Annotated in this window: 25 protein-coding genes; 9 read left to right on the plus strand and 16 right to left on the minus strand. The window is 61.0% G+C overall.

Annotation, left to right across the window (positions count from 1 at the left end):
- Positions 1-34 precede the first annotated feature (34 nt).
- From OU694_RS00515 to lgt, 4 genes are all read right to left on the minus strand, one after another.
- Entirely contained in the window at positions 35-967 is a 933-nt protein-coding gene (locus OU694_RS00515) for a ribose-phosphate pyrophosphokinase (RefSeq protein ID WP_373460230.1), read from the minus strand.
- A 149-nt stretch (positions 968-1,116) separates the two neighbouring features.
- Positions 1,117-1,878 (minus strand): peptidoglycan editing factor PgeF, encoded by a 762-nt coding sequence (gene pgeF, locus OU694_RS00520; protein ID WP_308909051.1) that lies wholly within the window; start codon positions 1,876-1,878, stop codon positions 1,117-1,119.
- A gap of 43 nt (positions 1,879-1,921) precedes the next feature.
- On the minus strand, positions 1,922-2,983 hold the full coding sequence (locus tag OU694_RS00525) for a class I SAM-dependent methyltransferase (RefSeq protein WP_308909052.1): 1,062 nt from the start codon (positions 2,981-2,983) through the stop codon (positions 1,922-1,924).
- Positions 2,983-3,816, minus strand: a complete 834-nt coding sequence (gene lgt, locus OU694_RS00530) for a prolipoprotein diacylglyceryl transferase (protein WP_308909053.1) — start codon at positions 3,814-3,816, stop codon at positions 2,983-2,985. The genes OU694_RS00525 and lgt overlap by 1 nt, the downstream gene beginning before the upstream one ends.
- Positions 3,817-3,959: 143 nt before the next feature.
- On the opposite strand from lgt, the gene OU694_RS00535 reads away from it, so the two are divergent.
- From OU694_RS00535 to proC, 3 genes are all read left to right on the plus strand, one after another.
- Positions 3,960-4,226, plus strand: a complete 267-nt coding sequence (locus tag OU694_RS00535) for an accessory factor UbiK family protein (RefSeq protein WP_308909054.1) — start codon at positions 3,960-3,962, stop codon at positions 4,224-4,226.
- Between the two features lie 313 nt (positions 4,227-4,539).
- Positions 4,540-5,052: a type III secretion system chaperone family protein gene (locus OU694_RS00540; RefSeq protein ID WP_289504954.1), complete on the plus strand. Its 513-nt coding sequence runs from the start codon at positions 4,540-4,542 to the stop codon at positions 5,050-5,052.
- 175 nt (positions 5,053-5,227) lie between these two features.
- Positions 5,228-6,055 carry a pyrroline-5-carboxylate reductase gene (gene proC / locus OU694_RS00545; protein ID WP_308909055.1) on the plus strand — a complete coding sequence of 276 codons (828 nt, stop codon included), beginning with the start codon at positions 5,228-5,230 and terminating at the stop codon, positions 6,053-6,055.
- 380 nt (positions 6,056-6,435) lie between these two features.
- Here proC and OU694_RS00550 read toward each other — a convergent pair whose 3' ends face one another.
- Complete coding sequence (locus OU694_RS00550) at positions 6,436-7,329, minus strand: LysR family transcriptional regulator (protein ID WP_308909056.1); 894 nt, start codon at positions 7,327-7,329, stop codon at positions 6,436-6,438.
- Positions 7,330-7,466: 137 nt separating this feature from the next.
- Between OU694_RS00550 and OU694_RS00555 the strand changes: the two genes are divergently transcribed.
- Positions 7,467-7,772, plus strand: coding sequence for a hypothetical protein (locus OU694_RS00555; protein ID WP_308909057.1), 306 nt, complete (start codon positions 7,467-7,469; stop codon positions 7,770-7,772).
- Positions 7,773-7,830: 58 nt separating this feature from the next.
- On the opposite strand, the gene trxB is transcribed toward OU694_RS00555, so the two are convergent.
- Positions 7,831-8,778, minus strand: a complete 948-nt coding sequence (gene trxB / locus OU694_RS00560) for a thioredoxin-disulfide reductase (RefSeq protein ID WP_308909058.1) — start codon at positions 8,776-8,778, stop codon at positions 7,831-7,833.
- A 170-nt stretch (positions 8,779-8,948) separates the two neighbouring features.
- Between trxB and OU694_RS00565 the strand changes: the two genes are divergently transcribed.
- The gene (locus OU694_RS00565) at positions 8,949-10,442 is read left to right on the plus strand and encodes a serine hydrolase domain-containing protein (RefSeq protein WP_308909059.1); all 1,494 of its coding nucleotides are present in this window, start codon (positions 8,949-8,951) and stop codon (positions 10,440-10,442) included.
- Here the strand turns inward: OU694_RS00565 and OU694_RS00570 are convergent.
- From OU694_RS00570 to OU694_RS00590, 5 genes are all read right to left on the minus strand, one after another.
- Complete coding sequence (locus OU694_RS00570; RefSeq protein ID WP_308909060.1) at positions 10,439-11,734, minus strand: hypothetical protein; 1,296 nt, start codon at positions 11,732-11,734, stop codon at positions 10,439-10,441. The genes OU694_RS00565 and OU694_RS00570 overlap by 4 nt on opposite strands.
- On the minus strand, positions 11,709-12,248 hold the full coding sequence (locus OU694_RS00575; RefSeq protein ID WP_308909061.1) for a hypothetical protein: 540 nt from the start codon (positions 12,246-12,248) through the stop codon (positions 11,709-11,711). Before OU694_RS00575 ends, OU694_RS00570 begins: the two co-directional genes overlap by 26 nt.
- A 70-nt stretch (positions 12,249-12,318) precedes the next feature.
- Positions 12,319-12,684 carry an MmcQ/YjbR family DNA-binding protein gene (locus OU694_RS00580; RefSeq protein ID WP_308909062.1) on the minus strand — a complete coding sequence of 122 codons (366 nt, stop codon included), beginning with the start codon at positions 12,682-12,684 and terminating at the stop codon, positions 12,319-12,321.
- 16 nt (positions 12,685-12,700) lie between these two features.
- Positions 12,701-13,165 carry a hypothetical protein gene (locus OU694_RS00585; RefSeq protein WP_308909063.1) on the minus strand — a complete coding sequence of 155 codons (465 nt, stop codon included), beginning with the start codon at positions 13,163-13,165 and terminating at the stop codon, positions 12,701-12,703.
- Between the two features lie 111 nt (positions 13,166-13,276).
- Positions 13,277-13,882: a peroxiredoxin gene (locus OU694_RS00590; RefSeq protein WP_308909064.1), complete on the minus strand. Its 606-nt coding sequence runs from the start codon at positions 13,880-13,882 to the stop codon at positions 13,277-13,279.
- 260 nt (positions 13,883-14,142) lie between these two features.
- Here OU694_RS00590 and OU694_RS00595 point away from each other — a divergent pair, with 260 nt between their 5' ends.
- Positions 14,143-14,604: a GNAT family N-acetyltransferase gene (locus tag OU694_RS00595; RefSeq protein ID WP_308909065.1), complete on the plus strand. Its 462-nt coding sequence runs from the start codon at positions 14,143-14,145 to the stop codon at positions 14,602-14,604.
- 17 nt (positions 14,605-14,621) lie between these two features.
- On the opposite strand, the gene OU694_RS00600 is transcribed toward OU694_RS00595, so the two are convergent.
- Together OU694_RS00600 and OU694_RS00605 are read right to left on the minus strand one after the other, a co-directional pair.
- Positions 14,622-14,834: a DUF4287 domain-containing protein gene (locus OU694_RS00600; protein ID WP_308909066.1), complete on the minus strand. Its 213-nt coding sequence runs from the start codon at positions 14,832-14,834 to the stop codon at positions 14,622-14,624.
- A gap of 36 nt (positions 14,835-14,870) precedes the next feature.
- A complete protein-coding gene (locus OU694_RS00605) occupies positions 14,871-16,430 on the minus strand; it encodes a PAS domain-containing protein (RefSeq protein ID WP_308909067.1) in 1,560 nt (519 codons plus the stop codon).
- A gap of 405 nt (positions 16,431-16,835) precedes the next feature.
- On the opposite strand from OU694_RS00605, the gene OU694_RS00610 reads away from it, so the two are divergent.
- Positions 16,836-17,315 (plus strand): Lrp/AsnC family transcriptional regulator, encoded by a 480-nt coding sequence (locus tag OU694_RS00610; RefSeq protein ID WP_308909068.1) that lies wholly within the window; start codon positions 16,836-16,838, stop codon positions 17,313-17,315.
- A 74-nt stretch (positions 17,316-17,389) separates the two neighbouring features.
- Here OU694_RS00610 and greA read toward each other — a convergent pair whose 3' ends face one another.
- Complete coding sequence (gene greA / locus OU694_RS00615) at positions 17,390-17,863, minus strand: transcription elongation factor GreA (protein WP_308909069.1); 474 nt, start codon at positions 17,861-17,863, stop codon at positions 17,390-17,392.
- A gap of 198 nt (positions 17,864-18,061) precedes the next feature.
- Positions 18,062-18,757: a winged helix-turn-helix transcriptional regulator gene (locus OU694_RS00620; RefSeq protein WP_308909070.1), complete on the minus strand. Its 696-nt coding sequence runs from the start codon at positions 18,755-18,757 to the stop codon at positions 18,062-18,064.
- A gap of 185 nt (positions 18,758-18,942) precedes the next feature.
- Between OU694_RS00620 and OU694_RS00625 the strand changes: the two genes are divergently transcribed.
- Entirely contained in the window at positions 18,943-19,164 is a 222-nt protein-coding gene (locus tag OU694_RS00625) for a tautomerase family protein (RefSeq protein WP_308909071.1), read from the plus strand.
- Between the two features lie 31 nt (positions 19,165-19,195).
- Positions 19,196-20,341, plus strand: coding sequence for an acyl-CoA dehydrogenase family protein (locus tag OU694_RS00630; protein WP_308909072.1), 1,146 nt, complete (start codon positions 19,196-19,198; stop codon positions 20,339-20,341).
- Positions 20,342-20,415: 74 nt separating this feature from the next.
- Here OU694_RS00630 and carB read toward each other — a convergent pair whose 3' ends face one another.
- Complete coding sequence (gene carB / locus OU694_RS00635) at positions 20,416-23,667, minus strand: carbamoyl-phosphate synthase large subunit (protein WP_308909073.1); 3,252 nt, start codon at positions 23,665-23,667, stop codon at positions 20,416-20,418.
- Positions 23,668-23,684 lie beyond the last annotated feature (17 nt).

Below are 23,684 nucleotides of genomic sequence, written 5' to 3' on the forward strand. Positions count from 1 at the left end.
CCGGGGCTTTTCAAATCTCAGCGCGGGCTGTCGCTCAGTCGAACAGGCTCGACACGCTCGTTTCGTGCGCGATACGATTCATTGCTTCCGCAAGGAGCGGGGCAACGGTCACGACGCGGATTTTGTTGTGCTCCTTCACGCCGTCGGTCGGGCGGATCGAATCGGTGATTACCAGTTCGTCCATCGTGCTTGCTTCAATGCGGTCGAGCGCGGGGCCCGAGAGCACGCCGTGGGCGACATAGGCGGAAACCGAGACGGCACCAGCGTCAGCAAGCGCCTTGGCCGCGTTGCAAAGGGTGCCGGCGCTGTCGACGATGTCGTCGACGAGAACGCAGTGATAGCCTTCAACCTCACCCACGATATGCATCACTTCCGACACGCCGGCACGTTCGCGGCGTTTGTCGATGATGGCGATCGGGGCATCGAGGCGTTTTGCATAGGCGCGGGCACGGACCACACCGCCGACATCCGGCGACACAATCATCGTCTGCTTGCCCTTGTATTTTTCCTTCAGGTCGCGCACCAGCACTGGCATCGCGTAAAGGTTATCCGTCGGGATATCGAAGAAGCCCTGGATCTGACCGGCATGCAGGTCCATCGTCAGCACGCGGTCGGCGCCCGCCGTGGTGATGAGGTTGGCAACAAGCTTGGCCGAGATCGGGGTGCGCGGGCCGGGTTTCCGGTCCTGCCGGGCATAGCCGAAATAGGGCAGCACCGCGGTGATGCGGCGGGCGCTGGCGCGCTTCAGGGCGTCGATCGACACCAGAAGCTCCATGATATGGTCGTTGGTCGGGAAGCTTGTTGGCTGGATGACGAAAACATCCTCGCCCCGAACGTTTTCATGGATCTCTACAAACACTTCCTGATCGGAGAAGCGACGGATCGCCGCCTTCGTCAATGGCATGTTGAGATAGGCCGCAATCGCCTCCGCAAGTTCGGGGTTGGCGTTTCCGGTCAGGATCTTCATACCCATCGGCTGGCCTCCGTGTCATGGGTGTGGCGGGATCGGATTTCGCCCCCCTTTATCAGTGCCGCCCGGCGCTGTAAAGCCGCACGGCCCCTGCACAACAATATTGCGGGAAAATGACGGAAGCAGGTGTCCCGCATGTCCCATTTTCAGGGACGCGGTAACATGATGGCCGAAATCTGCCGCCCATAGTCCGACTCAGCCCGGTGGGTGGTGCGCCGGAAGGAAAAGTGGTCGGGGCTGGTGTAAGTATCGATATTTACGTGGGTTGCCGCCACACCAAGGCGATCGAGCCGCGCGAGGATATAGCCCGGCAGGTCGAACTGCAGATGATCGGCGTCCTTGCCGGGCAGGAAAAAGGCTTCTGCCCCCGCATCAGCCTTCCGGCAGGCTTCGCGGAAGGGCAGGGTGACCTCGTAGCTTGCGGCATGGATGCAGGGGCCAAGGGCTGCTTTGACGGCGGCCCGTCGGGCGCCCAGCGTTTCCATAGCATCAAGTGTCGCCTCTATCACGCCCCCCACGGCGCCTTTCCACCCGGCATGGGCCGCGCCGATGACGCCCGCTTCGGCGTCCTCGAACAGCACGGGGCCGCAATCGGCGGTGAGGATGCCAAGGATCAGCCCCGGCACGTTCGTCACCATCGCGTCGCCGTCCGGCCGTTCGTCGCCCCAGGGTGCGGTGACATTGATGCAATGGGTGCCGTGCACCTGATAGGTGCTGACAACCGGGGTGTCGGCGCTGCCCGACAGCGTCGCCGCGACCCGTCGCCGGTTTTCGGCCACCAGCGCCCGGTCATCGCCCGATCCCAGCCCGCAATTGAGCCCGGCAAAGACACCTGCGGACACGCCGCCCCGGCGGCTGAAAAAACCGTGGGGCAAGGAGAGGGAGGCGCGGTCAGGCTGTGTGGTCATGGCCATATCCTGCTTTTCAAATCATGGCAGCGTCAAGGCGGCGTCAAAAACCCGGCGGCGGGGTGAGGGCAGGGGACTGCGCGGCAAGCGCCTTGAACAAGGTACCCATTTCATCGGGCGCGGTCAGGCGCTTCAGGTCGGCAAGGATTCGGGCCGGGTCGCCACTGGCCGCAAGCGCCTCGGCACGCGCCCCGATGCCAAGCGTCATCAGGAAGGTGCCCTGGTCGGCAATGCGGCTGGCGGATGCGCCTTTTTCCACGGCTGCGCGAGCAAGGGCAGCGAAATCGACATGGGCCGTCAGGTCCGCCGCACCCGGTTCTGCGAAGGGGTCAGTGTAGGCGTGCGCCTTCAGCGCCTGGAAGGTGTCGCCCGTAGCGCTGGTCGCGTAGCCATAGTCAAGGGCGAGGAAGGCGCCGCCCTGTTCGGCGATCATGGCGGCAAGCGTACCCATGACGCTTACCCCCATCGGGCACACCTCGGCAATGGCCCCGGCCTCCGCTCTTGCGGTGACCGAGGAATGGATCATGCCGGCCATCGGGCTCGCAGGGCCAGGCACGAAGCCGAGCCTGCCGTCGGCCTCTCCCACCATTCGTTCGCGCCAGACGCTGCCCGTGCGTTCGAACTGATGGATCGGCAGCGCATCGAAAAACTCGTTGGCGACGATCAGGAGCGGCGCACCGGCCGGCAGGGTCAGGATATCGTCATGCCACGTGGCGTCCGGCACCTTTTTGGCCTGCAAGGCGCGGAGCTGACGGCTTGCTTCAACGAAGTGAACGGTCGCTGCCGCCTGAAAACCCGGTACACGCGCGGCGGTACGCAGGATATCGGCCATCAGGGTGCCGCGGCCGGGGCCAAGCTCCACAAGGCTCACCCGTGCGGGGCGACCCAGCGCAATCCAGCGGTCGGCGAGCCACAGGCCGACCATCTCGCCGAACATCTGGCTCACTTCGGGCGCTGTGATGAAGTCGCCTTCCGCGCCGAACACCTGTTCCTTCTGGTAATAGCCGTGTACCGGGTGCATCAGGCACGCCGCCATATAGTCGGCAAGCGTCATGGGGCCGAGCGCGCGGATGCGGGAGACAAGCTCGGCCTTCAGGGCAGTCATTATCCCTGCTCACCCTTGCGCTTCTTGTAGGTCACGCCCATCCAGATCAGCCAGCCCGCGAAGATCAGCATGGGGGCGGAGAGCATCTGGCCGCGCGAGATGCCGTCCACAAGCCCGATATGGGCGTCGGGCTCGCGGAAGAATTCAACCGTCATGCGGGCGAACGAATAGCCGATGAAGAAGCAGCCGGCGATGACGCCGGGCTTGTCTTTCGGCAGGCGTGTCTTGTGAAACAGGATCTGCAGGATGATGAACAGCACAAGCCCCTCAAGGGCGGCTTCATAGAGTTGGCTCGGATGGCGCGGCAGGCCGGTCGGGTCATCGGGGAAGATCATCGCCCATGAAACATCGGTCGTGCGGCCCCAGAGCTCGCCATTGATGAAGTTTGCGAGCCGCCCGGTGAACAGGCCAAGGGGTGCGACGATGGCCATCAGGTCCGCCATCTTCATCATTTCGATACGGTGCCGTTTCGAAAAGAAGACGACAGCCAGGCAGACACCGATCAGCCCGCCGTGGAAGGACATGCCGCCATCCCACAGCCGGAAAATGGCAATAGGGTCGGCCATGAATTTCGGCAGGTTATAGAAAAGCACATAGCCAAGACGCCCGCCGACGATCACGCCGATCGTTGCCCAAGTGAGGAAATCATCCACATGGGTCGGTGACATCGGCGCACCGGGCTTCGCCATCAGTCGCCGGAGATACCACCAGCCGAATATGAGCCCGGCGATATAGGCAAGCGAATACCAGCGAATGGCCAGAGGGCCGATTTCAACAAGGATGGGGTCGATTTCGGGGAAGGCGATAAGGCCGATGCCGATAAGGTCCAGCATGAAAGCTCCTGCAGGTTGCTTCGGGCGCCATCATGGGCGAGCGGCTTGCCAAGTCAAGCAATTGGAGCGCAGGCCTTGCTGCCTGTTGAAATGCGCGCGCCGATGCGCCATATGAGGCAGGAGCCTTTTGAGAGGAGCCGCCGATGCAAACGACCAGCAAATTCTTCGACGATTTCGCCCGTCTCGCGACCGGGGCGGCTGGCGCCATGCACAGCGTGCGCGGCGAGATGGAAGAAGCCTTCCGAGCCTGGCTCGACCGGCAGCTTGCAGGCCTTGATCTTGTCACCCGCGAGGAGTTCGACGCGGTGCGTGAGATGGCTGAAAAGGCCCGTGCTGAGAATGAAGACCTTCGCGCCGAAATCGAACTTCTGAAGAAAAAACGCACGACGACGGCTAAAAAGCCCGCCTGATCCGCTGCAGCGCGAAAAAAATTCTCCCGCAAGTCGTTTCTGAACGCCGTTTCCTAACGGCTTGAACTGCTTTCCGAATCACTTTTCATCCGATTCGTCGAATCGGAGTTTTCCACAGCTTTTCCGGGCTGGCGGCAAATTCGCCCTTGATCGGGTGAGTCTGTAATGGCACGCTACATCTAGTGTTGTTGGTGGACAAGAAAGCCAGATATCGTGCTTCTGAGCCATAAAAATTGACACGTTGACCGGCACCAATCGGGCCTGCCGGGGCACGTCCAGACCGGTGGGTCGCATCTCTCAAGGGGGAATCGAGATGACGACACTGAATACCGAGCACTCCGAAGTCATTCTCCACAATCCTGTCGATATTGTCGAAGAACTGGCTGCCGCCAATGACTGGGCTTACGAGCGCCAGGGCGATGACGAACTGACCCTTTTCATCTCCGCACAATATACCGACCTGCAGATGCGCATTTACTGGCGCGACGATTTCAAGACGCTGCAGTTCGCCTGCATTTTCGACCTGAAGGTGCCGCCTGTGCGGCAACGCGACGTTTACCAGACAATCGGGCGCATCAACGAACGCCTGTGGATCGGCCATTTCGAATTCTGGGCCGAGGAGGAAGCGCTTCTTTACCGGCACGCCAGCCTCGCCAATGATCCTCTCATCGGCGCGATCGGCGAGGAGCATATCGCCACCATCATCGAAACGGCCGTCGGCGAATGCGACCGTTTCTATCCTGTGTTCCAGTTTGTGATGTGGGGCGGGCAGACGCCCGACCAGGCGATTGAATCAGCCATGCTGGAGTGTGCCGGCACGGCTTGAGTACCGAGTAGCCACTTCTCCGGGGGAGTATTGGAGAAGGGTTCGCAACCCGCGCGTACAGAGTGGTGCAGAGTTGTACCGAGTGTGATCAAGGGAGTCGGGTTGCTGTACTGATCGGGCGGGGCTATGCTCCGCCCGATTTTATTTTTTGGAACAAGCACTGGAACAGCGCCTCATGCTCAGCACCTTCACGCCCGCTTCGCCCCTTCTCCTTGTCGGTTACGGCAACATGGGCCGCGCGATGGTGGACGGCTGGCTGCGCGCCGGGCTGGATGCCGCAGCCCTCCATGTGATCGACCCGGTCTTCGCGCCTGCGCCTGCGGGTGAGTTGGTTGCCCATACTTATGCTGCGGCAAGCGAAGTGCCGGAAATCACGCCCCGCGCGCTGATGGTAGCCGTGAAGCCGCAAGCGATGGAGCATGTGCTGCCGGGCCTTGCCCGCTTTGTGGGCGACGAAACGCTGGTCCTTTCGATCGCTGCTGGCGTGAAGATCTCGACCTTCGCCGAAGCCCTCCGTGACGACTGCGCCATCGTGCGCACCATGCCCAACACCCCTGCCGCCATCGGCGAGGGGGTGAGCGGCCTTTGCGCGTCAGCAGGCGTGACAGACGAAGACAAGGCGCTCGCCGAAGCCCTGATGACGGCGGCGGGGAAAACAGTCTGGGTCGCCGATGAAGGGCTGATGAACAGTGTGACGGCGGTTTCTGGCAGCGGTCCGGCCTATGTTTTCCATTTCGTGGAGGCATTGGCAGCGGCTGCCGAGCGCGAAGGATTTGACGCAGAAACTGCCATGACACTTGCCCGGCAAACCGTGATCGGTGCGGCAGCCTTGATGAAGGAACAGGCCGATGTGCCGGCCGCCACGCTCCGCGAGCGTGTTACAAGCCCCGGCGGCACCACGGCGGCCGCCCTTGGTGTGTTGATGCCGGAGGCCGGCCTCACCGGCCTTCTGACCCGCGCCGTGGCAGCCGCCCGCAAGCGCGGCGAAGAACTCGGCGGCTGATCCGCCACCTTCCTACCAGCATCTGACGACCGACCAAAAAAATCGGGCCCGGAAATCCGGGCCCGTAAAGGGAGAATTGGGAGGTAAATCAGAGTATCCCGATCTTGGGATTGAATGCTGGTCCCGGGAGGGAAGTGGGGGGGAGGGGAGGGTTCCCGGGACCAGCCTTCATGACGGTGGCATCACTGACGCCGTCAGATCTTTTGTTGCGGTGCACTTGTGTGTTGCGCCGCAGCACTTGAGACGGGTTATACGCAGGTGCAGCGAACCGGGAAATAGTTAATTTTGCGATCCAGATATGCAAAAAATGCATGGCTCGCGTGCAGAGATATTAAATTTTTGTTTAAGTGTCCAGCGCTGTCATAAAATTGCGCAAACGCCTAGAGAATGTTGCTGGCATCGCGAATCTGGCGGATCATGAAATCACGGAAAAGGGCGACTTTCACCGAATTTTTCCGCTCCGGGGGGTAGCAATAATAGCTGTTGAAGCTGGTTCCCTCCACATCCGGCAGCACGCGGACGAGCTTCTTGCGGTCATGAACCAGATAGTCGGGCAACACGCCAATGCCCATGCCGGCTTCCACGGCATGCAGGACACCGAGAAGGTTGTTGATCAGCAGGCGCGGCTGGCGGCGGTGCGGGCCGGCACCCACCTCCAGAATCCAGTTCAGGCCGCGAATGGTCGGCGCCGTAGTGTTGCCGATGGTGATCAGGTCATGCTGGTCAAGGTCCTTCGCCGTCACAGGTGTACCGCGCTTGTCCAGATATTCGGGGCTCGCATAGATATGCGCATGGAAGGTGGCGAGCGGCCGGGCGATCAGTTCGGCCTGTTCAGGTTCGTGCAAGCGGATCGCCACATCGGCTTCCCCGGCCGCGAGGTCAAGGTCGCGGTCGTCAAGCGTCAGTTCGATACGGATTTCGGGATATTCGGCCATGAACTGCGTCAGGTGCGGGGTCAGCCACACCGAGCCGAAGGTGACCATCGTCGTCACCCTGAGCACCCCCGTGGGGCGCTGGCGCGATTCCATGATGGCGCGTTCGGTATTGTCGATCTGCTGCACCACGGCGCGGGCGGTTTGGTATAGCTGCAGGCCTTCCTCCGTCAGCACCAGCCCGCGGGCATGGCGGGTGAACAGGGAAACATTGAGGCTTTCCTCCAGCGCCCGAATCTGGCGGCTGACCGCCGACTGGCTGAGTTTCAGCCGTGCGCCGGCGCTTGTGAAGCTGCCGCACTCGGCAACTGTGTGGAAAATCCGCAGTCTGTCCCAGTCCATTCTGTCCTCCCGAATGGCCGGACGATGCCACCGTGTGCGCGTGCGCGCAAGCGATAGCGCAGGGGTTGCTTGGCAGACGGCGCGGAAACCGTTAGATTCGAATGAGTTTCGTGTATCCGGGGCGGGGAGACAGTGCCATGTCGGACCGTGAAATGCTGAAGCAGGCGAGCGGCTTTTTCAAAAGCCATTATCCGGGCCTTATGCCGGAAGCCATTGTCGCTTTCCTTTTTATCGCCGGATCGGAAAAGCAGCTGACTGTGGGCGATGTCGCCCGTGCGCTCGGGATGACCGAACCCGACGCCTACCAGCATCTTTCCCATATCGCGGTGGGCCGCGGTGCGGGGCTCGTGCAGCTTGTCAATCTGGGTGAAGGCCGCAACGGCGTGACGCTGACCGAAACAGGCCAGATGGCGCGGGCGGATATTCTGGAAAAGATGGGCTGACAGACAAACGGGCGAGCCATAATTGGCCCGCCCGCTTCCGTTGCCATGAAGGCGCGTCTCAGTGGCTGATGCCAGCCAGATATTTCTCGGCTTCAAGCGCGGCCATGCAGCCCATGCCGGCGGCGGTCACGGCCTGACGGAAGACCTTGTCGGTCACATCGCCGGCGGCATAAACGCCCGGGATGTCCGTCTGGGTGCTGTCTGGCTTCTTGATCAGATAGCCTTCCTCGTCCATCGGCAGCTGGCCCTTGAAGATTTCGGTCGACGGTTTGTGGCCGATGGCAACGAAAATGCCGTGCACATTGATGTCGGTCACATCACCCGTTTTCACATTCTTCAGGCGAGCACCCGTCACGCCGAGGGGTTCGGTGGTGCCGACGACTTCATCCACAACGGTGTTCCAGATGACCTCGACATTGGCGGTCTTGAACAGGCGATCCTGCAGGATCTTTTCGGCGCGGAACTCGTCACGGCGGTGAATGAGCGTGACCTTCGAGCAGAGGTTGGAGAGATAAAGCGCTTCCTCAACGGCCGTATTGCCGCCGCCGATCACCAGTACTTCCTTGCCACGATAGAAGAAGCCGTCGCAGGTGGCGCAGGCGGAAACGCCGTAACCGTTGAACTTCTGCTCGCTCGGCAGGCCGAGCCACTTGGCCTGCGCGCCGGTTGCGATCACAACCGTATCGGCGGTGTAGACGGTGCCGCTGTCGCCGACGGCGCGTTTCGGCGTTGCTTTCAGGTCGACTTCGGTGATCAGGTCATAGACGATCTCGGTGCCCACATGCTCGGCCTGGGCACGCATGGCTTCCATCAGCTCGGGGCCCTGGATGGCAGCGGCGAAACCGGGGAAGTTTTCCACGTCGGTTGTCGTGGTGAGCTGCCCGCCGGCCTGCATGCCGGTAACCATCAGGGGCGAAAGGTTTGCGCGTGCCGCGTAAATCGCGGCGGTATAGCCGGCGGGGCCCGACCCGATGATCAGCATCTTGCTATGCTTGGCGTTGCTCATAGTGCCTCCTTGGAATTTGCTGCTGTTTACATAGCGACAGCACCCCGCCTTTGCCAATGGGGAAAGACGATCATCTTGATCGATTGCGCCAATCAGACGGGGGCATCTGCAAAAGAACTGGCAAAAGCAGCGTCATTTTTTAAACTGTGCCGAGCGAGGGAGGAGTATCCATGCTGAGAAAAACAGGAAGAAGCGCCAGAGCGCTCACCGTCTTTGCCTTTGTCCAGCTGGCCGCCATCCCGGCCGGGGCGAAAGACGACAAGATATTCGACGAGCAGGCGGACACGGCAATCGCGGCCCTTACAAGCGAGTGGCTTTCAGCCCAGCGCGACTATGAAGGCTGGCCGAGCGTGACGGCAGCGGTGATCCGCAAGGGCGAAATCGTCTATGAGGCCGGCTTCGGCTTCGCCAATCCGGCGACCGGTGTGAAGGCCACACCCGATACGATCTACAGCATCTGCTCCATTTCCAAACTGTTCACCGCCGTGGCGGCGATGGAACTGGCGGAAGCCGGCAAAATCTCTGTGCTTGATCCTGTGCAGAAACATCTGCCGTGGTTCACCCTGAAACAGGGTTTCGCTGACAGCGGACCCATTACCATCGAAGGCCTGCTGTCGCATTCGTCCGGCCTGCCGCGCGAAGTGGACACGCCTTACTGGACGGCGCCCGAATTTCATTTCCCTTCAAAGGAAGAGGTTCGCAGCGTCACTTCGGGGCAAACGACATTGTATCCCGCCCGCACGCAGTACCAGTATAGCAACCTCGGGCTTACCCTTGTGGGCGAGATTGTCGAAGCCGCGAGCGGCGAGGACTATGATGCCTTTGTACGTCGCACGATCCTTGATCCCCTCGGTATGAAGGATACGACCACAGCGGTCCCGGCGAGCCTGCATGGCACGCGGATGGCGGTGGGCTATGGCTCGGTGAAGCGGGATCGCAGCCGTGACGCGCAGCCCGTGTTTGATGCGGCGGCCATCGGCCCGGCTGCCGGCTTTGCCTCGAACGTCAAGGACCTCGCCAAATTTGCCCTTTGGCAGCAGCGCCTGCTGGCCGGGGGTGGCAAGGAAATCATCGAAAGCCATACCCTGCGCGAAATGATGCTGCCGCACTGGGTGGACCCGGACTGGACCTTTGCGCGCGGCCTTGGCTTCCGTATCATGCGCGATGGGCCCCGCAACCTTGTCGGTCACGGTGGCAGTTGCCCCGGTTACCGCACGACCCTGCTGCTTGACGCCGACAATGATCTGGCAGCAACGGTGATGATCAATGCGGCGGGTGCCAGCCCCGAGCGTGTGGCGGCCCGGTTGATGGGCTTCTACCGCGAGGGCAGCATGAAGGCCGAGGTCACGCGCGTGGCCAAGGCAAAGGGCGGGCACGGTCTCACCGTCAAACCCGATCTTGGCGACTATATCGGTATCTATAATGCCCAGCCGTGGGGTGACGAATCCTATGTCGGCGTCTGGCGCGGCGACCTGGCGATTTTCAACCTGTCGTCATCCGATCCGGTCGGGAATCGGGAACGGCTGCATTTCGTTGCGAAGGACCAGTTCGTGCGCCTGCGCGACGACGGGACGCAGGCAGAGCCCATTGTGTTCGAACGCGATACGGGCGGCAAGGTGGTCGGCTTCATCCAGCACAGCAACAGGTCGCGCCGGGTGCGTTAGTCCTCCGCATGCTCCTTGATGCTGCTCCAGTTCCTGCGGGCAACCGCCATGGGGGTCTTCAGGCGCGGGGCGATGAAATCGCCGGTCAGGTAGTCGAAACCCGCTTCATAGCCGGCGACTGCCATTTCCAGCGTTGAAAGCCCGTGAACATGGCTGCGCAAGCGGGCCCGGCGGGCGGCGTGCACGAAAAGCCCGAACCGGTCTTTCAGCGACGGTGTCGACAGGCCTCGCATATTAAGGGCCGAAAGACCGACCGAGCCGATACCTGCCGCCTGGATATCGCCGAAATGAGGGGCATATTCGGGCCCCGTCAGCATCAGGACCCAGCGAATACGGGCTTTCAGGAGATCGACAATCCGCTTCAGCGCCATCGGGTTAACGCCCACCGGAAACTCGAGCAGTTCAACGCCCAGCGTGCGGCGTGCAGCGGGGGAGATATTCTCGATGATGCTGAGGAAATTCTGAAGTCTGTCCTCGCGGCTGGCGGTCGCGAAACTGAGCGGCAGGATGAGGGGTGCGATAACATTCTCGCGGTACAGGTCATCCGCCAGATGCAGGCTGTCGGCGGCGATGAGGCAGTCGATGGCGTCGCGCTCAAGCCCCTTCAGGCGGGGGCTCATGACAATATAGCCGTAGCCGCGATACCCATCGGGGGTTGCCGCCGAAATCTGCACGATATGGCTGACGATGGCCTGATGGGCCGAATCCCAGAAGGGCTGGAAGGCGCTGTGGCTTATCGCGGGTGCGGCCTTGCCGGCCTTTTTCCCGGCCGCCTCGTCGTCTTCATTTTCGAGCGCTTCTATATTGGCCGGGACCCGGTCCCTCAGGTCCCCGATCTTTTCAAGGAAACGGGCGGACCGCATCAGGTCCGTGCCTTTCACTTCCTCGGTGATGACCTCGAGAAGCTGGTCGACGCCTTCAACGCCAATGAAATGTTCCAGCACGCGGGCAACGATCCGGCCAAGGACGACATTCGCTTCATCGAGCGTCGTTTTCTCGAAAATCACCAGGAAGCGCGACCGCTCGGTGCGCAGGCAGATATCGCCGGGGGCGAGATGTTCTTCCATCTCGGCTTCCAGCCGGTCGCAGACGCGTGCCTCGAACTTCTGCCATTTGTCGCCAAGGGAATTCTTGAAAAGGTCCGTCGCCATGATCCGTACACGACCGGTGGTCAGCGACCCTTGCACGAGCGCAAGTTCGCTCAGCCGCTTCAGCTGCTCGCGCAGCAGGCGGTCCATCGCCTGGGTCAGGGCGTGGGACGTGTCTTTACTGGTTGAATAGGACATGGGCATCGGAATCTACTCTGTACATACGGGTTTGCGGATCGCCCCACACGCCATCCATCATCATGCGGCTTTCAACCGTGTAGGTGTCGGGGCCGTCCATCTTCATGAAGGTGCGCACGTCGCTCGGGCCGCCGGTGGCGCCTTTGACATTCTCCGTGATCTCGAAGCCGCCGTCTTTCGGCACGATGGTGCCTTCGGTGTAGAAGCCGCCCGTGGTGGCATAGCGAAAGACGATGGTGCGGGCCTTGGCGTCATGATGGATCAGCGTCACGCCGCCATAGACGCCGCCGTTAAGCGAATGGGTGGCCAACGCCATATGGCCGCCCGCCTGCCATTCCCATCGCACCACATCATTGAAGGTTGAACCGTCCGGATTGGCCCCACTTTCCACGCTGCGCCATGTCTTGCCCATCAGGGGGGCGAGCGGCGCAAGCGCAGGGTCGGATGCCGCAGCGGGCATCATGGCGACTATGCAGGCAATGAGGGCGACAGCAGAAGCAAGAGGCTTGAACAGCAGCATTGGAACCTCCCATCCGGAGGGATCAGACTAGGCCTCACGCGCGTCCTCTGCAATCCATATTGGCGTTTTCTCACGTATCCATGGCAACAAGGGCGGCCAGTTTCTTCGGTGCAATGGCGCGGTAGCTCTGGCTGGTCCATTCGACCAGCATGTCGAGCGGGATATCGTCGCCTTCCGCGAACCGGCAGGAAACCCAGCCGCTTTTCCCAAGGCCGTAGCCGGTGGGTGTGGCGAAATCATGGAGCAGAGCGAACTCGCCCGATTGCGGCAGTTTCACCGATACGGCGAGCGCGCCGTCTTTCTGGAAACTCAGGAAAACGAAGATCTTCTTGCGAACCTTGATGACCGTTTCGCTCCACGGATGGTCTTCCCATGCCTCGGGCAGGGAAAGGGCGTGGGTGCGCAGGGTTTCGAATGAGAGTTCTAGGAAGGCCATAGCTGAAAGGATCTTCTTATGTCGCCCTTGAAAGCTGGTTCCAGGCGGGGTGGGCTTTCAATGGAAAATTTGTGCGCCAATATTTGGGAATTGTCTCAAGGTCTATTTCTTCCAGCATCGATTTCTTTAAGTGAGGGATGTGGCCAGTCCGAGAAAGAGGCCCCTTTGATCTTGCATGGCGCGCAATGCACAGCAGGTAGGTATAGATGTATTTTTGAAGATCGATTGCGAGCGTATCTCGTTGATGAATTCCCTGCATAAGTTCAATACATAAATCGTAGCTTTCTTGGAGTTGGCCCACGTAGTTCAGCGTCTCAGCTCGAAGCACCAGCAAAGCGATTGGTTCAACGCCAATATCGCGTAGTCGATCTAGGCTTCTTAATGTTTCGGTGTATTCGTTTTTATTGAAAAAGCTTTGTGCCTTATGCCAGTGCCAAAACGCTCTGACGTAGAAGGGCAAAAATCGGAGAAATCGGATCATAGATGCACCCCTTCGAACAAGGAATGGTAGCATGGTTGCTCTGAATGCAAGTCCCCAAAAGAAAACGGGCCCCCGGTCGGGAGCCCGTCTGGTCTTGTAGCAGCGGGGAGCTTAGAGCTCGCCAGCGTGCTTCGACAGGTAAGCGGCAACGCCCTTGGCGTCGGCTTTCATGCCTTCGTCGCCCTTGTTCCAGCCGGCAGGGCAAACTTCGCCGTGCTCTTCATGGAACTGCAGTGCTTCGACGAGGCGGACATATTCGTCCACGTTACGGCCAAGCGGCAGGTTGTTCACGGTCTGGTGCCAGACGAGACCTTCCTTGTCGATCAGGAAGGTACCGCGCAGGGCAACGCCGTCGCTTTCGATCAGCACGTCATAATCGCGGGCGATCTGCTTCGTCAGGTCGGCAACCATCGGGAAATCAACCGGGCCAAGGCCGCCTTCGCTCGTCGGCGTGTTGCGCCATGCGGCGTGGGTGAACTGGCTGTCGACCGAAACGGCAACAACCTTGGTGTTCAGTTCCTTGAACTTTTTCATGCGGTTGTGGAACGCCAGAATTTCCGACGGGCACACGAAGGTGAAGTCCAGCGGATAGAAGAAAACGAGACCGTAGCTGCCTTTGAGGTAGCTTTTCAGGTTGAAGTTTTCGTTGATCGAGCCATCTTCCATCACTGCCTGGGCGGTGAAGTCGGGGGCCTGTTTGCCGGCGAGAACTGCCATGTTTTCCTCCATCGTGTTTTGAACTTGAAATCTGAATTCGGGCGGGGAAGGGTCTGTCCGGGCGTCGGTCAGCCCTCCGGTGGCAGCCTGAAAGGCCACCACGCGCGCGCCTACTCTATGATCTTTCAACCGAAAAGCAATCATGCTCGTTCGATCAGTGTGATCGATTATCTCGATTTTTCTGTCATCTTTATGACCGCTTGTGCGGAAAAAAGACCCCGACCATAATGGCGCCCGGTTGTGACAGGCGAGGAACTAAAATGACAGCCATTGAAATTGGCGCGCCCAAAGGGGCGGACGAGATTGCAGCGGCCCGTGGCCTATTGGTCGATTATATCGCAGAGCTTGGCGAAAACCTGTGTTTTCAAGGCGTTGATGCCGAACTTGCCGACTATCCGGGGGGCTATGTGGCGCTTCTGGTGGCGCGCATGTCCGGCAAGGTGGTCGGTACGGTTGCCTTGAAGGATCGGGGCGAGGGCAGGGTCGAAATGAAGCGGCTCTATGTGGGGCCGGACGCACGCGGCACCGGCGCGGGGCGCGCGCTTGCGGTTGCCGTGCTCGAGGCCGCAAAAGCGCTTGGGTACCGTGAAATGGTGCTCGATACCCTGACGCGGCTGAAGCCTGCGCTGGCGCTATATTACGATCTCGGGTTCAAGGACTGCAGCGCTTATTACGACAACCCCCTGCCGGGTGTCGTCTATCTCTCCAGGCAGCTGGGTTAGGCCATTTGGCGCAAGGCTCAGGCCTTATTCTCGGCAAGGGTATGGGCGACAATCGCGTTGGCATGGCCATGCCCCAGCCCGTGCTGGTCTTTCAGCATCGCAACGAGTTCCATATGCTTGGCCGGGAGTGCGGCCCGCACCAACGCTTTCCAGTGGGAAATCGGCTGGCCGTATTTCTTCTCGATGGAAGGAAAGTAGGACGCAGGGCCTTTGATTTTCTCTTCGCTCATGGCTTGCAGTCGCTCCGCTGATTCAGAAAAAGTGGCCTAGCGGTCGAGCTGTTCGCGCAGGGATTTGGCACAGGCGGCGGCGATATCGGCCTGCAGCCGCAATTGCGGCGTGCCGTTGCGGGCGGCCTCGCTCAGGCGGCGGATCGCGTCGTCCAGTGTGTCGAGCGTGGCGCGCAGGTCGTCCTGTGTCATCGGTGCAGCTGCCGGAGCCTGTTGCGCTTGCGGCGGGATCGGGGCCTGCTGCTGGGCGGACTGCTGCTCGGCCGCCGGGGCGCTGAAGGGACGCGCGGGCGGCACATCATGTTTCAGTTCGGCACGCAGCATGGCGAAGGTGTCGCCCACATGGCGTTCCGTTTCGGCATTCACTGCAGCGTGGTGATCCTCGTCGCCATCACCTTTGGCGACCGGCTGCATGCGCAGGTCAGCGGCAGCGGTGCGGGGCTGTGGGGCATCGCCTTCGTCCTCGTCGAGGAAAAGCTGCTCTGCAGCCTGGTTTGCATCGCGGCGGGCGGGTTCGTCGTCCTCCATGGGCATCACCGGGGTCAATATACCCTCGTAGCCTTCAAAAACGCCACCGCAAGGGCTGAACAGCGGCGTGGCTTCCAGCGTCCAGTAGCGATGATGACTGTCGAGGTTCGACAGATATAGCGGCGCATCATGGATGGCGCTGCGGCGCTGCAGGGCGCGTGCGATCGGGTGGCCGAGCTTGGCATTCAGGCCAAGCAGGTCAAGGAGCGAGGAGCCAACCACATCGGCGGCTTCCACATCAAGGATTTCGAGACCCTTGGGCGAGACGGTGGCAATCAGGCCGTCGCGGTCGCTCGCGAAGGCCCAGCCACCGGGGCCGGGGTCGGGCAGGTCACGCACGATCTGGCGGATTGGCGCGGTGCGCGGCATATCGCGGACCACATCTTCCTGATCCAGAAGGCGCAGTTCATTCCGCGCGCTTGCGTCTTCGTCGCCTTCGGCAGCGCTGGCGATCAGATCTTCATCTGTGCGCAGGATACGCAGGCGTGCTGGTGCGCGGCCACCGGCATCCGGGTGAAGTTGGGTGATGGTCGCGGCGAAATCCTGCGACGGGCGCTTGATGCCAAGGTCATCCCGCCACAGGGCGAGGGTCGACTGGCTGTCGTTGGCGCGCGCCGTGGGAGTGGCTCGGGCAAGCGCGATCCAGACATTGGCGGAAAGGTCGTTACGGGCGGCCAGTTCCTGATGATGCTCGCGGCCCGTCGTCTCGATCAGCGAGATCATGTCGTCTTCGCTGAAAGGTGCACGGCGCAGCAGGTCGGACACCAGATTGGCGCGGTCGCGGCTGATGCGGCGCACGAGATCCATCGGGGGCTCGGAGAGCCCGGCCAGAAGGTCGGCTGCGGTGCGGCGGGTTTCGGGATCGACGTGCGGAATCAGGGCTTCAAGGACATCGAGAAGTTGCGTGCGTGTAGGCTCCCTCGACGGGGCCTTCCCCGTCAGGAACAAATCGACCAGGTTGCGGAAAAGCGTGGTACGGTCTTCGCCGTCCCGTTCCCGGGCGTACGCCACCAGCTCCCTGATCCGGTTATCAAGCGCGTTCATGTCGAACGCGGATGCTTTAGCCACCGTTGTTGCCCATTATCCACTGATACACGCACCCCCGGCCTTCTGTGGGCCGGATGGCATGAATTAACGTCCCTTGATCTTTGCCCTGCACCCGTGGCCGGGTGTTCTGGTATTGGAATGCGGCACGGCCCTGAGAATGAGGAGCGGCGGCATTCTCGCAGCAGGAAACAAGGCCCACTTCGGGACGCTCGAATCACTGCTGGCGATATTCTATACAAATAGGCCCGGCGTGCCAGCGCTTATAGCATGCCGAAACAAAATTATCCAATTTTGGAACTTTATTTCTTCCAAGCATATCGCTAGTATAGCCTTGTTTCGGGAAGGCTTTCCCGGATTGCCTCGGGAAGCGCTGAAAACCCCGGGGCCTTTCGCTGTTTTTTATGTCATTTCGGGGAGTCACCGGCCATGGGGCGCGTCAAGCTCGACAGTGTTGACCGCAAGATTCTTTCTGTGTTGCAGGCCGAGGGCCGCATCACCAACGTGGATCTTGCCGAAAGGGTGGGCATCACCGCGCCGCCCTGTCTGCGCCGCGTGCGGGCGCTCGAGGAAGAGGGCTATATCCAGGGCTTCCACGCCGATCTCAACAAGGAGATGCTGGGGTATGGCCTGACGGTTTTTGCGATGGTTGGCCTGCATAGCCAGGCGGACAGCGACCTGAAGGCGTTTGAACAACAGTGCCAGAACTGGCCGCTGGTGCGCGAATGCTACATGCTGAACGGCGAGATTGACTTCATCCTGAAGATCGTGGCGCACGACCTGTCGTCGTTCCAGCAGTTCCTGACAAGCTCGCTCACCGCTTCACCCAATGTAGCCAGCGTGAAAACCTCGCTGACCATCCGCACCTCGAAGCAGCTGCCGGGCGTGCCGCTGCCGCCGGTCGAATAAACCGCGGCCCAAAGTTCCAAACAAAAAGCCCGCCGGTTTGGCGGGCTTTTGATTTCTCGGGGCATATGGCCCGATCAGACGAACTTCAGGTCCGTCAGTTCATAATAGCGCTCGCCCGATGGGGTTTTCACCTCGATCTCGGCGCCGACCGTGCGGCCAATCAGCGCACGGGCGATGGGCGACTGGTAGGAAATCTTGCCGGCCTTCACGTCACCTTCATCCGCGCCGACGATCTGGTAGACGACTTCCTTGTCGTCTTCGTCGATCAGGGTCACGGTGGCGCCGAAGACGACCTTGTCGCCCGAAAGCGACGTCGGGTCGATCACCTGCGCGCGCGAAAGCTTGCCTTCGAGCTCGATGATGCGGCCTTCGATCAGGCCCTGGCGTTCCTTGGCGGCATGATATTCGGCATTTTCCGACAGGTCGCCGTGGGCGCGCGCTTCCTCGATCGCCTGCACCACAGAGGGGCGTTCAACGCTTTTCAGATTCTTGAGTTCGGCTTCCAGTCTCAGATAGCCGTCTCGCAGCATCGGTACTTTTTCGTTCATAGGGTCCGTCCAGCTGGCACCAGAATGTGATGTTCTCCGCGCGGCTTTCCGGGGGTGATGCCCACTCGCGCCGCTGCGCATCCGTCTCTTATAAAGCACTGCGCCGACCCCAAGGGGCCGGCGCAGAACTCTACTTCTAGCGCAGAAGGGCCTTTCAGGCAAGGAAAAGAGAGTTGCGGTCCGTGCCAAAGAATGGCGTCAGGCAGCCGTATCGGTCAGGGGTGGACGCGGGCTTTCGGCAAAGATGCTGGGGCGCAGCCAGTCAAAGAGGTTGCGGGTCAGGCTTGAGGGGCCGACAACGGAGAGGTCCCCTTCCTTGATGGCGGAACGATAGCTCCTGTCACCCATCCACACATCGGCCATGGTTCGCACGCTGGACGACAAGAAGACATCAACGTCCTTTCCGGGATCCTTGATGCACACTTCCACCGTGTCGCGGTTGACGACCAGCCACCAGTTTTTCTGGGTTTCATAGTCCGGGAATTCGAAGCGAATGACCGTTTCGTTGCCGGGCAGGCTTTCGGGCATAATGCTGCGTTCCAGATAATACATCAGGAACTCGGCGTCATAATCGCTGTCGCTGAGGTTCCGGCGCGCCCAGCACAGGCCCCATTCGCCCATGGCGACGAGGACAGGCAGCATTTCCTCGGCCGCCTTGCTCGGGAAATATTCAAAGCCGCGCTGGCCGCCGATCTGGCGCCGCACGACCATTCCCTGCTCTTCAAGGGCCTTCAGGCGCGTGGTCAAAAGGGCAGGCGATATGAGGCCAAGCCCGCGCTGCAATTCGTTGAAGCGCCTCGCCCCCATCAGAAGTTCGCGGATGATCAGGATGGTCCACTTTTCGCCAAGTATTTCGTTTGCCTTGGCAATCGGGCAAAATTGTCCGTATCGCACACCGGTTCTCCCCTCATGCGTGGCAACGATACTCAGAAAAGTGAAGTGAGCTACTATAGAATCTGTAGTGCTTTACTTCAATGCGTGAACTATCGACTGCGCCGCGGTTTCCATAAGTTCGCTTCATCGCCGGCAATCAGGCCAATGGTGGCTCGCCGGGATCAGGCAACATGAGGAGAAATCAAATGCCGCTCGTAACGATTGACGTGATCAAGGATGTATTTTCGCCGGCCCAAAAGCGCCGTATGCTCGAGAATGTGACCGAAGCGATGGTCGCCATTGAAGGCGAAGCCATGCGTCCGGTCACCTGGGTTCGCATTCAGGAAGTAGAGCAAGGCGACTGGGCCATCGGCGGCCAGCCACTGGCTGCACGTGATATCCATGCATTGGCGAAAGGCGCCGCATAAGTGGCGTCTGTTCCAGACGGGGGGAAGCCCGATGAACCATCAAAGCAAGACGATTGATCTTCAGGCGATCCTGGCCGAACTTGGCCCCCGGTTCGCTGAACGCTCGGCAGCCCTTGAGGCGAGCGACAGTTTCGTGTTCGACAATTATGCCGAGCTCAAGATGCGCGGCGTGTTTTCCGCGCAGGTGCCGACCGATCTCGGCGGTCCCGGCGTAAAACATAGCGAGGTTGCGGCTTTCCTGCGCGGCCTTGCCGGATACTGTCCTTCAACCGCACTTGCCTTGTCGATGCACCAGCATCTGGTGTCTGCGGCGTCCAAGAACCACCGGGATGGAAAGCCGGGTGCGGCGCTTCTGTCGAAGGTGCTGGAAGGTGAACTGGTGCTTGTCAGCACCGGGGCCAATGACTGGCTCGATTCCGGTGGCGAGGCGGTGAAGGTGGAAGGCGGTTATCGCATCAATGCTTTCAAATCTTTCGCGAGCGGATCGCCGGTGGGTGATCTTGCCATCACTTCCTGCGCCTTCAATTGCCCGGTGGACGGCCCCTCCGTCATTCACTTCCCGCTGTCGCTGAAGGCGGAAGGCGTGACCCTGATGGGGGACTGGGAAAGCATGGGCATGCGGGCAACCGGTTCGCAGACCATCCAGTTCAAGGATGTGTTCGTGGCGGATGCGGCCGTCGGGATGAAACGCCCGCGCGGGCCTTTCCACCCTGCATTTGCCGTGATCGTTACCGTGGCCATGCCGCTGATCATGTCCGTTTATGTCGGGATCGCCGAAGCGGCGGCGGCCCTTGCCCGCAAGCAGGCAACCCGCCGGCCGGCCGATGCGGTGGCGGCGATCCAGCTGGGTGAGCTTGAAAACCTGCTGACCACCGCCCAGCTTGCCGTCGATTCCATGGTGGCACTGGCGGATGACCTGAGGTTCACGCCAAGCGCCGAGCTTGCAAGCCAGATTCTCGTCCGGAAATCAATCTGCGCGGGGCATGTGGTTGCCGCGACCGAAAAGGCGCTGGAGGTGGCGGGTGGTGGCGGCTTCTTCCGCAAGCACGGGCTGGAGCGGCTGTTGCGCGATGTGCATGCCGGGCAGTTCCACCCGCTGCCAGAAAAACGCCAGCAACTTTTCACCGGCCGGCTGGCGGCGGGGCTGCCGCCGGTTGAAAGTCCCTTTGGCAATTGAAGAATATCACAGCGAGGATAGAAAAGGGCGGCTCCAGCGGGCCGCCCTTTTGCAATTTGGTCTGACGCATCAGGTCAGCTTGCGAAGTCCTGCAGCTTGCGGACATCGAGCTTGCCGGCACGCACGGCGCGCAGGGCCTGCACGGCGGCGCGGCTGGCTGCCATCGTGGTGAAGTAGGGCACCTTCATGGTGAGCGCGGCCTGGCGGAGGCCGAAGCTGTCCTTGATGGCCTGCTTGCCTTCAGTGGTGTTGAACATCAGCTGCACTTCGCCGTTCTTCATGACATCCAGCACGTGCGGACGCTGGCCGTCGCCAACCTTGAAGACCGGCTTCACGGCAAGGCCGTTGTCGTTCAGATACTTGGCGGTGCCGGTGGTGGCAACCACGCCGTAACCCATTTCCAGAAGGTCGCGGACGAGCGGCACGAGCGCGTGCTTGTCGCTGTCCTTGACCGACACGAAGACCTGGCCTTCTTCCGGCAGCTTGACGCCAACGGCAAGCTGGGATTTGTAGAAGGCCATCGCGAAGTTGCGGTCGATGCCCATCACTTCGCCGGTCGATTTCATTTCCGGCCCGAGAAGGACGTCAACACCCGGGAAGCGTGCCCACGGGATCACCACTTCCTTCACCGCCACATGCTCGGTGATCGGGTCCTTGAGCTGGAAGCTCGAAAGCTTGGCGCCGGCCATCACTTGGGCGGCAATCGCGGCAATCGGGCTGCCGACGGCTTTCGCCACAAACGGCACGGTGCGGCTGGCGCGCGGGTTGACCTCGATGAGATAGACTTCGCCGTTCTTCACCGCGAACTGCACGTTCATCAGGCCGACCACGTTCAGGGCCTTGGCAAGCACGCGGGCCTGACGCTTGATCTCGTTCACAAGGCCGACCGGCAGGCTGTAGGGCGGCAAGCTGCAGGCGCTATCGCCCGAGTGGATGCCTGCTTCCTCGATATGCTCCATGATGCCGGCGATATGGACGGTTTCGCCGTCGGAAAGCGCATCCACATCCACTTCGATGGCGTCCTTCAGGAAGCCATCGACGAGCACCGGGCTGCCTTCCGAAACCTGCACGGCTTCGTTGATATAGCGGCGCAGGCCCTCTTCATCGTGCACCAGTTCCATGGCGCGGCCGCCGAGAACGTAGCTGGGGCGCAGGAGAACCGGGTAGCCGACTTCATTGGCCACGGCGAGGGCTTCTTCAAGGCTACGGGCGAGGCCGTTTTTCGGCTGCAGTAGGCCAAGCTGGTTCACAAGCACCTGGAAGCGTTCGCGGTCTTCCGCGAGGTCGATCGCATCCGGGCTAGTGCCGAGGATCGGGATACCGGCTTCCTCGAGCGCTTCGGCGAGCTTCAGCGGGGTCTGGCCGCCGAACTGCACGATCACGCCCTTCACCTTGCCCCTGGTTTGCTCGGTACGGATGATCTCGATCACGTCTTCGGCCGTCAGCGGCTCGAAATACAGGCGGTCCGAGGTGTCATAGTCGGTCGATACGGTCTCGGGGTTGCAGTTGATCATGATCGTCTCGTACCCGGCGTCCGAGAGCGAGAAGCAGGCATGGCAGCAGCAGTAATCGAACTCGATGCCCTGACCGATCCGGTTTGGGCCGCCGCCGAGGATCACGACCTTCTCGCGGTCCGTCGGCTGGGCCTCGCACTCGGCCGCTTCGCCGTCGGCGAAGGTTTCGTAGGACGAGTAAAGGTAGGGCGTCTTGGCGTCGAATTCCGCGCCGCAGGTGTCGATCCGCTTGTAGGACGGGCGCACGCCGGCCTTGTGGCGGATGTCCATGATCTCGGTCGCCTGCTTGGTCGTCAGTTGCGCGAGGCGCGCGTCCGAGAAGCCGAGCATCTTCAGTTTCCTGAGTTCGGCGGCATCCGTCGGTAGGCCTTCGGCCTTCAGCTTGTTCTCGGCCTCGACAATGCGAGCGATCTGGCGGATGAACCAGGGCTCGTAAAGGCAGGCAGCGTTGATGTCTTCAACCGTCATGCCTTCGCGCAGGGCCTGCGCGATGCGCAGCAGGCGGTCCGGCTTCGCGATGCGCAGGTCATTGCGGATAGCGGTATAGTCGCCCGAGCCCGGGACATAATCGTCGAACTTCACTTCATTGAGGCCCGTGAGGCCGGTTTCCATCGAGCGCATGGCTTTCTGCAGGCTCTCGGGGAAGGAGCGGCCAACCGCCATCGCTTCGCCAACCGACTTCATCGCGGTTGAAAGCACGGCTTGTGCGCCCGGGAACTTCTCGAAGGTGAAGCGCGGGATCTTGGTGACGACATAGTCGATGGTCGGCTCGAACGAAGCGGGCGTCACGCCCGTGATGTCGTTGTCAAGCTCATCGAGCGTATAGCCGACTGCGAGCTTCGCGGCGATCTTGGCAATCGGGAAGCCGGTAGCCTTGGAGGCGAGCGCGGACGAGCGGCTCACGCGCGGGTTCATCTCGATCACGATCAGGCGGCCGTTTTCCGGGTTCACGGCGAACTGCACATTCGAGCCACCGGTTTCGACGCCAATCTCGCGCAGCACAGCGATCGAGGCGTTCCGCATGATCTGGTATTCTTTGTCGGTCAGCGTCAGGGCCGGGGCCACGGTGATGCTGTCGCCGGTGTGGACGCCCATGGGGTCGACGTTTTCGATGGAGCAGACGATGATGCAATTGTCCGCCTTGTCGCGGACCACTTCCATCTCATATTCCTTCCAGCCGACGATGGATTCCTCGACCAGGATTTCGGTGGTCGGGCTGGCATCGAGGCCTTTCGTCGCAATATCGAGGAATTCTTCCTTGTTGTAGGCGATGCCGCCGCCGGTGCCGCCCATGGTGAAGCTCGGGCGGATGATCACGGGCAGGCCGATCTTGTCCATCGCGACGAGTGCTTCGTCAATCGTATGGGCGATTTCGCTGCGCGGGCAATCGAGGCCGATCTTGGCCATAGCCTCGCGGAAGCGCTCGCGGTCCTCGGCCTTGTCGATGGCGTCGGCGGTGGCACCGATCAGTTCTACATTATGCCGCTTGAGGGCACCATTGGCTTCGAGCGCGAGCGCGGTGTTGAGCGCCGTCTGGCCGCCCATTGTGGGCAGGATGGCGTCCGGCTTTTCCTTCTCGATGATCTTTTCAACGACTTCCGGCGTGATCGGCTCCACATAGGTGGCGTCGGCAAGCTCGGGGTCCGTCATGATCGTCGCGGGGTTCGAATTCACGAGGATGACCCGGTAGCCTTCTTCGCGCAGCGCCTTGCAGGCCTGCGTGCCGGAGTAATCGAACTCGCATGCCTGGCCGATGACGATGGGACCGGCGCCGATGATCAGGATGCTTTTGATGTCTGTACGCTTTGGCATGGTTCTTTTCCTGTTGT

Source organism: Pseudokordiimonas caeni, assembly GCF_026719705.1.
GTDB lineage: Bacteria > Pseudomonadota > Alphaproteobacteria > Sphingomonadales > Kordiimonadaceae > Gimibacter > Gimibacter caeni.